Genomic DNA, 11,432 nt, shown 5'->3' on the forward strand with positions numbered 1-11,432 from the left:
ATGAGCGTGGCGAGGAGCACGAATCCACCCGCAATGATCATCGCGTAGTCGACCACGCCCATTCCTGAAGACGGTCAGGCCTCCAGTCATCGACGGGGCCCGGGTGGGCTTGAGTGCTGGTTATGAGCGGGCTGCCGTCAGGCGCTGCGCATAGTGATTGCTCCCGTGGTGAGGACTGCGCGCCGTCTGGTGAGGTAGCGGGTTGAGAGGGCGATGGCGTGGTTCATGTGACCGGACACCCAGCTAGGCGGCGGGTCTCGACGTTCGAGGACGCGGAACCCAATGTCGACAACCTGTTCAGGGGTCTGCGCGCGGCCGGCTTGGGCGGCGGGGTCGTCGGTGAGGCCGTCAAAGAACTCGGACGTCGTGATCCCCGGCGCCAAGGCCAGAACGCGGATACCCGTGCCGCGGGTCTCGGCCCAGAGGGCCTCGGTGAAGCTCAGCACGAACGCCTTCGTGGCCGAGTAGACACCCTGCATGGGTATCGACGAATATGCGGCGAGACTGGTCACGTTCAAGAGGTACCCGGAACCGTTCGCGAGCATGCCGGGCAGGAACGCGCGGCTGATGTCCATGACTGCGGCGGAGTTCACAGCAACGTTGTGACGTAGCTGTGCCGGATCCGAGTCGGCGAACTTCGACCAGAGCCCCACACCTGCGTTGTTAACCACACTGGTGACGACCAGACCGCGCAGGGCGACCTCTCGAAGGAGGCTCTCGCCCGGTGCTTCCGCGGCGAGGTCGAGCACGATCGTGCTGACCGCCACCTTGTGCCGCACTCGAATTTCGTCGGCGAGGGCGTCGAGGCGATCCTGGCGTCGGGCGACCAGGACCAGGTTCGAGCCCTTCGCCGCGAGCCGGCGGGCGAAGGCTGCTCCGATCCCGCTACTTGCGCCTGTGACCAGCACGGTCTCTGCGGCATGCCTGATGGGCTTCATTGTGGATCCAATCTGTCAGCGAATGCTCATGTGGCAGTGTATGCCACTTAGGCGGCGAATGCTATTCTGGGGTCATGGGTGCTGAGGGTTCACTGCGGGAGCGCACGAGAGAGCGGATGCGTGACGAAGTCGCGTCGACGGCGATGCGGCTGTTTTTGGAGAGGGGATTCGACGCGGTTACGACTGCTGAGATCGCGAACGAGTCCGGGATCTCCCCGCGGTCGTTCTTCCGGTACTTCGAGACGAAGGAGGACGTCGTCCTATCGCGCCTGCGTGACGCCGGCGGCCCCGTTCGCGACGCCCTCGTATCCCGGCCGACGGACGAAAGCGTGTGGGAGTCGCTCAGAATCGCGTTTCGGCAGCTCGTCGAGCAGTCCGTGTTCGCGCCGGCGGACTCGTTCGATCTCACGCGACTGATCATGACGAGCCCATCGATCCAGGCCCGGAGCGCGCAAAAGCGACAAGATTGGGAGGATCTACTGCTTTCCGAAGTCGCCGCACGACTCCCGCAACTTTCTCCCTCGCCGGAAGTTGCAGATGCTGATCGCGCGCGTGCGCTGCTAGCAGCGGGGCTCGCCTGCGTCGATTCTGCGACCCGCGCCTGGCTCGCGACCGACGGGCGAGCGGATCCGGTGCATCTGCTCGACACCCTCATGGGACAGCTTCACCTCTCGTGACCTCCGGCGAGCTCATGCCTACGAGGCTGCGCCAAACTGCCTGCTGACGCACGACTGCCAGCACGCAATGCGTCGATTTTCGCTCCTTCGTTCCTTCGCTCTCGCCATCTAGCGGCAACATAACGCCGCCATCGAACGGCAACAGTCACACTCGCCGCGCCGCGAGTTTCCGCCGTTTGAAACCGCCCTAGGGAAATGAGACATCTCACCCTCACGACCAGCACTTTTGCAAAATCACCGGGATCTCGTGGCGCAGCGAGTCTCATAACTACGTCGCATAACCTCGTAGCGCTGTCAGCGACCTCAGGCTCATGCTGCAAGCGGAGGTCTCATCCGCTCAGCGAGAAGGCCCAACTTGCGTGTGAACTCACAGTTTCAACGGGCCTGTGACAAAGGGAGCGGATGACGGGAATCGAACCCGCGCTATCAGCTTGGGAAGCTGAAGTTCTACCATTGAACTACATCCGCAGAGCCGGCAGCCATCAACAGCAGACCGGATCCGTGCCAGCATATCAACTCACCGCCGGTAGGCTGGCACAGTGCTTCTCTCGGATGGTGATATCAAGTCAGAACTCGGTGCTGGACGAATTGGTTTGGAGCCCTACGAACCAGGCATGATCCAGCCGTCGAGTATCGACGTGCGACTCGACCGGTTCTTCCGCCTGTTCGACAACCACAAGTATCCGTTCATCGACCCGGCCAAAGACCAGCCGGAGCTCACTCGCCTCATTGAGGCCAAGGCCGATGAACCGTTCATCCTGCACCCCGGCGAATTCGTGCTCGGCTCCACCTACGAACAGGTGAGCCTGCCAGACGACATTGCCGCCCGCCTCGAAGGCAAGAGCTCACTCGGTCGCCTCGGCCTGCTCACCCACTCCACCGCCGGCTTCATCGACCCCGGCTTCACCGGCCACGTCACGCTCGAACTCAGCAACGTCGCCACCCTGCCGATCAAGCTCTGGCCTGGCATGAAGATCGGCCAGATGTGCTTCTTCCGCCTCTCGTCGCCGGCCGAAAAGCCCTACGGTTCGCAGGACTACAGCTCCCGCTACCAGGGCCAACGCGGCCCGACCGCCTCGCGATCCCACCTGAATTTCCACCGAACGGATGTCTCAGAGTCACGCGACCTCGTCACGGAGCCGACCGCCTCCTAGCGCTCCTAGCGCTCGCATCTGGCTGTCGCCAGGACCGCAAATCGGCTCGCCAACAAGCCACGATCCGGCCGTAAGGGTGTTCTGATTCGGGCACCGTGCCTACGCTGAATGCATGGCCGAGAAGACGAAAAGCTCGACGGTCGAACGCTGGGTGTTCTGGCCGGCGGCTGTAATCGTGACCCTGGTTGCAGCCTTCGCCCTCATCGCGCCCGGGGTTGCCGAAACCATATTCGGTGCCATTCAAAGTGGCATCGTCGATACCTTCAACTGGTATTACGTGCTGATCACCGCATTCTTCGTGGGGTTCAGCCTGTTTGTCGGATTCAGCAGGTTCGGCGACATCAAGCTGGGCCACGACGACGATAAACCGGAGTTCTCGGTGCTGACCTGGTTCTCCCTGCTCTTCGCAGCTGGCATGGGCATCGGGCTGGTGTTCTACGGCGTCAGCGAACCGCTCAGCCACTACGTCAGTCCGCGCCCAGGGGTCACCGGAACTTCCGCACAGCTCGCGCAACAGGCACTGAGCCAGACCTACCTGCACTGGGGCGTGCACGCCTGGTCGATCTACGTGGTTGTCGGTCTTGGACTGGCGTACGCGATTCACCGGCGCAAGCGGCCCATCTCCATCCGCTGGGCCCTCGAGCCACTGCTCGGCAAGCACGTGAAGGGCGGCTGGGGCAACGCCATCGACGTGATTGCGCTGGTCGGCACGCTGTTCGGCGTCGCGACGTCACTCGGGCTTGGCGTGCTGCAGATCAGCGCAGGCCTCGACGTGGCCGGGATTATCGCCCCGAGTCAGACGTCGGAAGTCATCATCATCATTGTCATCTCCATCTTCGTGCTCTTCTCGGTACTCTCAGGCGTCAACAAAGGCATGAAATGGCTCTCAAACTTCAACCTCATACTGGCGGCCGCGCTGCTGCTGTACCTGCTCTTCGCCGGGCCAACCACGTTCTTGCTGCGCGAATTCGTACAGTCGATCGGTAACTACGTGCAGAACTTCATTGGGCTGGCATTCAACACCAACGCCTTCACGGGCGCAGAGGGGGAGGCCTGGCAAGCTTCGTGGACCTCCTTCTATTGGGGATGGTGGATTTCCTGGGCGCCGTTCGTCGGCATCTTCATTGCCCGCGTCTCCAAGGGGCGCACGGTTCGCGAGTTCGTGGCCGGTGTCATTCTCGTGCCGACGCTCCTCGGCATTCTCTGGTTCGCCGTGCTCGGCGGATCGGCCCTGGCCATGGAGGTGGCCGACCCCGGCTCGCTGCTCGACGCCGACGGCAACGTGAACGTCGAGACCGCCCTGTTCCAGATGCTGGCGAACGTTCCGGGGGCTCCGGTGCTCATCGTGGGCGCGATCGTGCTCATCGGCATCTTCTTCGTGACCTCCGCCGACTCCGGCGCCCTCGTGATGGGCATGCTGGCCACGGGCGGGAAGCTCAACCCAAGCAAGTTCACCCGCACCTTCTTTACCGTGATCACGGCGGTGCTGGCCATTTCGCTGCTGCTCTCCGGCGGGCTGCTGGCCCTGCAAACCGTGGCCATCATCATTGCGCTGCCGTTCAGCATCATCATGCTGATGATCTGCTGGTCGACGATTGTCGCGTTCAGTCGCGAACGCCGGGCATATGAGCGGGCACGCCGCGCACAGTTCGTCGACCACATCGGCACCTACTACGGACTCGAAGTTGAAGAGCACGCAGAGCACGGAATCCTCGGATCCGCGCCCAAGTGGATGCGTCGGTTCCGGCGCCCTGCCCCGCCGCCTACCGGAGTGCCACCGGTGCCACCGAAGGCGAGCGATGTGCCCCGGCACGCAAACGAGCGCACCCTGCTCGCCGAGAATGCCGAACCCGACGGCGTCTCCACTGACGACGTCGAAGAGATCGTCAAGCACGACCCGCTGTCGAAAGCGGATGTCGAGGATCTGCCAGATCGCGGAGAACCAGGTCCCCCGGCGTGAAGCCTGGCTCAGCGGGGGCTGTTCACGTCACGCGCTGCTCACGTCACGCGCTGATCACTTCACATCTGCCAGGTAGCGTGGGCCGCGGTAGCGGACCCATCCGCTGCTGTAGGGAGTGCTGAACAGCTGCGAGTCGTGTGCCGTTTCGTCCTCGTGTGCCTTCATGGACCTGAACGCGTTGGACTGCGTCGGATGCGTCGTGCGCAGCCCGCAGTTGTCGCACAGGGTGTCTACTTTTGCGGTGAGCATGGCGTGCCCTCCAGAACCTCGCCGCCGAACGCTGGTTTGTTCGGCTGATGATCTGAGCGGCTCCAGTGCAGCCCGTTTGCTTCCGTACAGTCCACGGTAGAAGCTGTGCCACGCGACCTCAATACCTCACGTGGAGAGCTACTTAATACGGATGCAACACAGCCCCGGTAAAATCAGCTCATGACCCCCGCCCCGCTGTCCCCCCTGGCCGACGCACTCATCGCGTCTGGCCCCACCCCCGACTACCCCGGTCGCATGCAGCGATTCGGGCAACTCGTGGGTAGCTGGGCGGCCAAGGGCTCTCGCTTGAACGAGGAAACGGGGGAGTGGTCAGAGCGCGAGTTCACCTGGATCGTTGACTTCATCCTCGACGGGCGCGCCGTTCAAGACGTCGAGGTTGTCGCGAGCACGACGCATCCGTCTGGGTTCGAAACCGTCGCCACCGCTGTGCGCGTCTACGACGCCCACGCCGGAGTGTGGCGCGTGAGCTACTTCTCGCCGCTGTCGGGCGAGTACTCCCACCTGATCGCCACGCCATACCGGCACGGCATTCGCCAGGACGGCACCCGCACAGACGGCAAGGCCATCCGCTGGAACTTCACCTCGATCACCCCCGACTCCTACCGCTGGGACGGCTGGGTGTCGGAGGACGACGGCGTCACGTTCGCGCTCATCGAGCACAACGAGGCCGTGCGCATTAGCTGACCCGGTCTCGAGACGGCCTGGCGGCCTCCTCAACCGACGGACTCCGGTGGTTGAGGAGCGCCAGAGGAACGAGGTCGCGTCTCGAAACGGGTCAGAGCACCCGCGCCAATGAGTCCAGCTCCGCCAGCGGATCCGCGGTCACGGGGAGGAGCACCACGCTGTGTGCGCCCGCATCCCTAGTTCCCGAACGGGCGATTATTCAAGAGGTTCGGCTTACGGGGGAGTGGTACGGCAACTACAGGAAAGGCGCGCCTGTCTTGGACGCGTACACACAGATCGTGAAACAGGTGATTCGATGAGCGACCAGCAGCAGGACCGACCAGACCTCAGCCGCCGCCGCAAGCCGCAGGCGACCCCTGACGAACGCGTAGACCCGGTGGACTATCGCCAGAACGCACCGACCCCGCAGCCAGCCCCTGTGGCATCTCAGGCCCCCACGGCTACGGCCGGCGCCGCACCGCGGCGCGGCCGCCCACGCCGCGAGGTCACGGTGCCGTTCAGCACCCGGCTGGCTCCGGATGTTCTCGACCTCATCGACGCAGCGTCAGCCGCGGAGGACCGCGGAACGATCCGCAGCGTTGTCGAGGCCGCGATACGCGAGAAGTACCAGAAAAACTGACCAGCTACGGAGCCTGCACGGTTAGGACATTTCCGATGCGCGTGCCGCCTGGCTCAGCTGAATGCTTCACGATCAGTTTGGCGGTGCCTGAGAGTGAAAGTCTCGATACCAGGCCGAAATTTAAGCGCAGCAAACGGTTCAAGTGAAGGTGTTCTAAGACGGCATCAACGACCTCGCTGTCCCCTGGCCGGGAACACAGTTGGCCTATTTAGGCGTGAGCAGGGCGCATGTGCTTGGACCACGCGGTCTGCTGAGCCGTGCTTCATCTATCAGCCAGGTTGAGAATTCAAACGTGGAGGGCACAGCGCTGCCGGGGCAGGTGATCATAGAGTGCTCGCTACGATCAGCGCCGTAATGGCGGCCGCGACAAGCGCCAACCCGATCAGAGATCGGTTCACTCGGCTTCTACTCACCGTGCCCATTTTGAATATTGATCTAGAGACCCTATCGAGATTGGGGTACAGGGCCTGAAGCGGCGCTTCCGGCGGGGACGAGTCAGGATCCTGAAGGCCTCCACCACGCCGGCCTCCTGGCATCGGGAACATTTTCGACGCCGGGCCCGTTGCCACGAGCATGACAACTATCGGAATCATCGGTGCAGGAAACATTGGCAGCCAGGTCGCCCGCAAGGCGATCGAGAGCGGCTACGACGTCGTGATCAGCAATTCCCGTGGCCCCGAGACACTCGCGGCCCTCGTCGCCGAACTCGGCCCGAGGGCGACCGCCGGAACCGCAGCACAGGCGGCACAGGCGGCCGACGTCGCGGTCGTGACCGTGCCGCTCAAGGTCTATGCGGACGTGCCTGTCCAGCCGCTCGCCGGAAAGATCGTCATCGACACCAACAACTACTACTTCGAACGCGACGGCCACATCGAGGCCCTCGACAACGGTGAGGCAACCGTTACCGGCATGCTGCAGGAGCACCTGCCGACTTCGCGCGTAGCGAAGGGCTTCAACCACATCACGGCCGCCGACATCACTGCTGACTCATTCCCGACCGGTGACCCGGCACGGCGTGCGCTCGCTACATCGTCCGACTTTGCGGATGCCTCTGACTTCGTCACGAAGCTTTATGACGAATTCGGTTTCGACACCGTGAACATCGGTCCACTCGCCGAGAGCTGGCGCGTCGAGCGCGACCGCCCAGCCTATGGCACGCGACAGAACATCGCTGAGCTTGAGGCCAACCTAGCAAAGGCACCGCGCACGATCTGATCCAGACCTGCGGCGCGGAACCGAGGACATCCTCGGTTGCGCGCCGTTTTTGTGCTGGGTCTATTTTTCGAGGCCGGAGGAGATGAGCTCGGCGCCCCGGCCCAAGGGTCTCGGGACGTCGTCTGGCGCACGATCGCACGCTCAGACGGCGCCGATGCTGCGATAATCGGTGGAGTGCAGACCACACCGCAGCATCCTCAGCGCCTCAGCCTCGGCGAAGTCGCGCCGGCCCTGGTATTTGCAGGGATAGCGTTTAGTGGCTTGCTGCTCCTGCCGCTGCTGCAGGCGGCTGAGCCCGAAGTGGGTGTCATGCCGCTTTCACCCGCGGCCTTCGGGTGGTGGGTGCTCGTCGCCGTCTTCGCGGTTCAGGCGACCGCCTTGCTGTGGGCGAAACGGTCGCCGCGGCTCGTGCTCGTGGCCGTGGCCACCGCGCCGCTGGTTCTCGCGTTCGCCGCGCCGGCCTCCACCTTCAACCTCACCGCTCTCGGCATCACGTTCGCTGTCTTCCTCGCCGTGCTGCGCGAAACGCTGCGGCACCTTTCCGCGGTGTTGCCGGTCACCATCGTGCTCGTAGCCTTCTCGCAGGTCGTCAACGATGTGCGTGCGGGAGCGCCCTTGGACGTCGCAACCGTGGGGATGGCTGCGCTGCAGGCCCTCGTCGTCGTCGTCGGGCCACTCGTGATCGCGCTGTACTTCGCCGCCCGTCGAGACGCCCGAGTCAGCCGCGGCAACGAGACGCTCGCGCTGAAGCGCGAGCGCGACGCCCTCATCCAGGCTGCGGTCTCGAGGGAGCGCATGGCCATGTCGCGCGAGCTGCACGACATCGCCGCGCACCACATGTCGGGTATCGCGCTGCTCTCATCCGCAATCTACCGCCAGGTCGATACCGACCCGGAGGCCGCGAAGACCTCGGCGCAGCAGGTACGCGCCCAGAGCACGATGGTGTTGGACGACCTCAGACGGGTGATCGGCCTGCTGCGCGAGGATGCCGACAGCAGCCGCGCTGTCGAGACGCTGGCTTCGGTGGGCGATCTGATCGCGCTGCGCAAGAAGTCCGGGCTGCCACTCGAGTACGAGGTGCTCACCGGCAAGAAGACCCTCGGGACCGGTATCGGCCCGCTCGCGCAGCTGGTCGTGTACCGCACCGTTCAGGAGGCTCTCGCCAACGTGGTCGCGCACGCGCCGGGCGCGCACTGCGTGGTGCGGATCGACGACCGCGCGCCTGACGCGCTCGTGGCGCTGATCGCCAACGACAGATCCCACGCACTCGACCTGGGGCCAGGTGGCGGGTTCGGCCTCGTCGGCATGCAGGAGCGCGCCGACCTCATCGGCGCCGAGCTACAGCACGGCCCCACCGATGAATCCGGCTGGGATGTTCGTCTGACCGTAAAACGAGAAGAAGCATGATCCGCGTCCTCATCGCCGATGATCAGCCCCTCGTGAGAGGCGGCCTGTCGGCACTCGTTAACATGGAAGCCGACCTGGAGGTGGTGGGCCAGGCAGCCGATGGCATCGAGGCGTTGGCGATGGCGAGGCAGCTGCGTCCTGATGTGGCGTGCCTCGACATCCGGATGCCCGGCCTGGACGGTATCGCCGCTGCACGTGAGTTATGCGGGCCCGATGCCAAGTTCCCGATTCCCGTGTTGATTCTCACCACGTTCGACCTCGACGACTACGTCTTCGGAGCTCTCGAGGCGGGGGTTTCTGGGTTTCTGCTGAAAGATGCCGATCCGGACACGATCACGAACGCGATTCGCCAGGTGGCCGCCGGCATCGGCACCATCGACCAGACCCTCACCCGCCGCATCATGCGGGAATTCGTGCAGCGGCGCAGCCTGCGGCCGGTGACCACATCGCTGACTAGCGACATGCTCACCGGCCGAGAGCAGGAGGTTCTGGTGCTGCTCGCCCAGGGCCTGTCCAACGAGGAGATCGCGCAGGCCCTGGTGGTCGAGCTGTCGACAGTGAAGTCGCACCTCGCCCGCATGCTGCCCAAGTTAGGCGTCCGCTCCCGCCTTCAGGCGGTCGTCTGGGCGTACCAGAACCGCTTCGTCGATCTTCCCTGACGGCTCCTTGAGATAGCCGAGCCGTCCCCGCGTTGCCACGATCACGATGATGGCGGCGATCACCGCGCTGACCGCCAGCGCGTTGGAGGTGACGCTCTCGCTGACGGTCGGGAACATCTCGCTCCAGACGACCGACATGAAGGTGTTCACGCCCACGTGCGCCAACATGGCGAGCGGGAGGCTCTGACCTGTTCTGTTGAATATCCAGGCCATGACGACGTTGAAGCCGATGCAGAAGACGGCGAAGCTCACGGGCCGTGTCCAGTCGGCATCCGGGTAGCCGCCCCATTCGGTGAGGAACAGCGGCATGTGCCACAGCGCCCACATCGGGCCCAAGATGAAAGCAGAGCGCATCGGGCCGAATCTGTCCTGCAGGCGGGGCAGGGCGAAGTCGCGCCATCCCGGTTCCTCGGCGAGGCCGGTGGTGAGCATCTGCACGATGAGCATCGGAACGTAGGCAGCGAGCACCGTCAGGGACGGCGGCATGACCTGACCGCCCGACACCACCAGACCGGTGAGAATCAGCGCGGCCGGCACGCCGAGCAGGGCGATGGCATACCAGTGCCAGCGAACCCGCCAGCGCCACAGGCGTGCCCCCCACTGGCGAAGCCCGGCCACACCCCCGGTGACCGCTGTGACGATCAGGGCCGAGGTGATGGGCCCCAGGTAGGCGCCAGGCAGCATCCCGGTCAACTGGCCGAGCTCGAAGGTGTAGTCCCAGACGCCCAGCCCGTTATTCGAGAGGATGAAGGGCATCCAGGCGCTCCAGCTGAGCGCGTTTGCGAGCACGAAGAAGCTCACGAGGGGATGCCGCTTGATGACACCCCTGAGCCCCCTCTGTTGTGTGACTACCTTCATGACCTGTCCTCTCATCGTTGCCGTGGCGCGAAACGGCCACATTTCGACGGTAGAAGGCACCGACCTATCCCTCGAGAGTTGAAAGGATGCACCTCCGGAGAACCATCGAAGGGTGCAAACTGCATCCAAAGTTGTAAGCGCCGCAGTTCATCCGAAGGCACGTAGAAGAGCCAGGCCGGTGTTCCTACTCTCGATTGAAGGTGCTCATCGGCACCCTCGATAGAAAGGCCAGCCATGACCTCGACGATCAACGCCACCACGGTCGATACCGCCGTGCGCCTCATTCACCTCACCAAGACCTACCCCAACGGGCCGGAGCAGATCACGGCGCTGCAGGGCGTCTCCTTATCGATCGCAGCCGGGTCATTCACATCGATCATGGGCCCGTCGGGTTCGGGCAAGTCGACCTTCCTCAACATCGCGGCCGGCCTGGACACGCCCACGAGTGGCCACGTGCTGATCGGCGACACCGACATCACCGAGTTGTCATCGGATACCGTCACGCGCTTTCGCCGCCGCCACATCGGCTTCGTGTTTCAGTCGTACAACCTCATCGGGCACCTGACCGTCGGCGAGAACATCCAGCTGCCGATGCTGCTCGACGGTCGCCGCCCCGACGAGCAGTGGCAGCAGTCGCTACTCGATTCGGTCGGACTCACCGGCATGAGCGACCGGCTGCCGAGCGAGCTCTCGGGGGGCCAGGCCCAGCGCGTCGCCATCGCACGCGCCCTGATCACCCGGCCCACGGTCGTCTTCGCGGACGAGCCGACCGGTGCGCTCGACCGCCGAACCGGCGAGCAGGTGCTCGAGGTACTGCGCAGCACTGCCAAGCGCTTCGCGCAGACCCTGGTGGTCGTCACGCACGACCCTGTCGTCGCGGCGGCATCGGATGACGTGCGCTTCCTGGCCGACGGACGCCTGGCCGGCGAGATCATTGCCCCCACCAGCGCCCAGATCGCGGCCCGCCTGATCGAGTTGGGCCGGTAACACC

Annotated in this window: 12 protein-coding genes and 1 tRNA gene; 9 read left to right on the forward strand and 4 right to left on the reverse strand. The window is 64.3% G+C overall.

What is annotated here, in order from left to right:
- Positions 1–137: 137 nt before the first annotated feature.
- Entirely contained in the window at positions 138–938 is an 801-nt protein-coding gene (locus AC25Y4_RS14475; RefSeq protein ID WP_488121121.1) for an SDR family NAD(P)-dependent oxidoreductase, read from the reverse strand.
- 74 nt (positions 939–1,012) lie between these two features.
- Between AC25Y4_RS14475 and AC25Y4_RS14480 the strand changes: the two genes are divergently transcribed.
- On the forward strand, positions 1,013–1,615 hold the full coding sequence (locus tag AC25Y4_RS14480) for a TetR/AcrR family transcriptional regulator (RefSeq protein WP_488121122.1): 603 nt from the start codon (positions 1,013–1,015) through the stop codon (positions 1,613–1,615).
- A 397-nt stretch (positions 1,616–2,012) separates the two neighbouring features.
- Here AC25Y4_RS14480 and AC25Y4_RS14485 read toward each other — a convergent pair.
- A tRNA-Gly gene (locus AC25Y4_RS14485) sits at positions 2,013–2,083 on the reverse strand.
- A gap of 71 nt (positions 2,084–2,154) precedes the next feature.
- On the opposite strand from AC25Y4_RS14485, the gene dcd reads away from it, so the two are divergent.
- A complete protein-coding gene (gene dcd / locus AC25Y4_RS14490) occupies positions 2,155–2,769 on the forward strand; it encodes a dCTP deaminase (protein ID WP_488121123.1) in 615 nt (204 codons plus the stop codon).
- A gap of 112 nt (positions 2,770–2,881) precedes the next feature.
- Positions 2,882–4,729, forward strand: a complete 1,848-nt coding sequence (locus AC25Y4_RS14495; protein ID WP_488121124.1) for a BCCT family transporter — start codon at positions 2,882–2,884, stop codon at positions 4,727–4,729.
- 54 nt (positions 4,730–4,783) lie between these two features.
- Here the strand turns inward: AC25Y4_RS14495 and AC25Y4_RS14500 are convergent, their stop codons facing one another.
- The gene (locus tag AC25Y4_RS14500; RefSeq protein ID WP_488121125.1) at positions 4,784–4,978 is read right to left on the reverse strand and encodes a hypothetical protein; all 195 of its coding nucleotides are present in this window, start codon (positions 4,976–4,978) and stop codon (positions 4,784–4,786) included.
- A 180-nt stretch (positions 4,979–5,158) separates the two neighbouring features.
- Between AC25Y4_RS14500 and AC25Y4_RS14505 the strand changes: the two genes are divergently transcribed.
- From AC25Y4_RS14505 to AC25Y4_RS14525, 5 genes are all read left to right on the forward strand, one after another.
- Positions 5,159–5,683: a hypothetical protein gene (locus tag AC25Y4_RS14505; RefSeq protein WP_488121126.1), complete on the forward strand. Its 525-nt coding sequence runs from the start codon at positions 5,159–5,161 to the stop codon at positions 5,681–5,683.
- Positions 5,684–5,978: 295 nt separating this feature from the next.
- Entirely contained in the window at positions 5,979–6,302 is a 324-nt protein-coding gene (locus AC25Y4_RS14510) for a hypothetical protein (protein ID WP_488121127.1), read from the forward strand.
- Positions 6,303–6,875: 573 nt separating this feature from the next.
- Positions 6,876–7,517 (forward strand): NADPH-dependent F420 reductase, encoded by a 642-nt coding sequence (locus AC25Y4_RS14515; RefSeq protein ID WP_488121128.1) that lies wholly within the window; start codon positions 6,876–6,878, stop codon positions 7,515–7,517.
- 36 nt (positions 7,518–7,553) lie between these two features.
- A complete protein-coding gene (locus AC25Y4_RS14520) occupies positions 7,554–8,924 on the forward strand; it encodes a sensor histidine kinase (RefSeq protein ID WP_488121129.1) in 1,371 nt (456 codons plus the stop codon).
- Positions 8,921–9,583, forward strand: coding sequence for a response regulator (locus AC25Y4_RS14525; protein WP_488121130.1), 663 nt, complete (start codon positions 8,921–8,923; stop codon positions 9,581–9,583). Before AC25Y4_RS14520 ends, AC25Y4_RS14525 begins: the two co-directional genes overlap by 4 nt.
- On the opposite strand, the gene AC25Y4_RS14530 is transcribed toward AC25Y4_RS14525, so the two are convergent.
- Positions 9,515–10,441 carry a CPBP family glutamic-type intramembrane protease gene (locus AC25Y4_RS14530; protein ID WP_488121131.1) on the reverse strand — a complete coding sequence of 309 codons (927 nt, stop codon included), beginning with the start codon at positions 10,439–10,441 and terminating at the stop codon, positions 9,515–9,517. The two genes, AC25Y4_RS14525 and AC25Y4_RS14530, sit on opposite strands and share 69 nt — an antisense overlap.
- A gap of 234 nt (positions 10,442–10,675) precedes the next feature.
- On the opposite strand from AC25Y4_RS14530, the gene AC25Y4_RS14535 reads away from it, so the two are divergent.
- Positions 10,676–11,428, forward strand: a complete 753-nt coding sequence (locus AC25Y4_RS14535) for an ABC transporter ATP-binding protein (protein WP_488121132.1) — start codon at positions 10,676–10,678, stop codon at positions 11,426–11,428.
- The last annotated feature ends 4 nt before the right edge of the window (positions 11,429–11,432 follow it).

Source organism: Leifsonia sp. Y878 (genome assembly GCF_057669685.1).

What these genes read in the sequence shown, in the direction of transcription:
- AC25Y4_RS14475 (WP_488121121.1), bottom strand. Translation starts at nt 938, where the DNA reads ATGAAGCCCATCAGGCATGCCGCAGAGACCGTGCTGGTCACAGGCGCA.
- AC25Y4_RS14480 (WP_488121122.1), top strand. Translation starts at nt 1,013, where the DNA reads ATGGGTGCTGAGGGTTCACTGCGGGAGCGCACGAGAGAGCGGATGCGT.
- AC25Y4_RS14495 (WP_488121124.1), top strand. Translation starts at nt 2,882, where the DNA reads ATGGCCGAGAAGACGAAAAGCTCGACGGTCGAACGCTGGGTGTTCTGG.
- AC25Y4_RS14500 (WP_488121125.1), bottom strand. Translation starts at nt 4,978, where the DNA reads ATGCTCACCGCAAAAGTAGACACCCTGTGCGACAACTGCGGGCTGCGC.
- AC25Y4_RS14505 (WP_488121126.1), top strand. Translation starts at nt 5,159, where the DNA reads ATGACCCCCGCCCCGCTGTCCCCCCTGGCCGACGCACTCATCGCGTCT.
- AC25Y4_RS14510 (WP_488121127.1), top strand. Translation starts at nt 5,979, where the DNA reads ATGAGCGACCAGCAGCAGGACCGACCAGACCTCAGCCGCCGCCGCAAG.
- AC25Y4_RS14515 (WP_488121128.1), top strand. Translation starts at nt 6,876, where the DNA reads ATGACAACTATCGGAATCATCGGTGCAGGAAACATTGGCAGCCAGGTC.
- AC25Y4_RS14525 (WP_488121130.1), top strand. Translation starts at nt 8,921, where the DNA reads ATGATCCGCGTCCTCATCGCCGATGATCAGCCCCTCGTGAGAGGCGGC.
- AC25Y4_RS14530 (WP_488121131.1), bottom strand. Translation starts at nt 10,441, where the DNA reads ATGAAGGTAGTCACACAACAGAGGGGGCTCAGGGGTGTCATCAAGCGG.
- AC25Y4_RS14535 (WP_488121132.1), top strand. Translation starts at nt 10,676, where the DNA reads ATGACCTCGACGATCAACGCCACCACGGTCGATACCGCCGTGCGCCTC.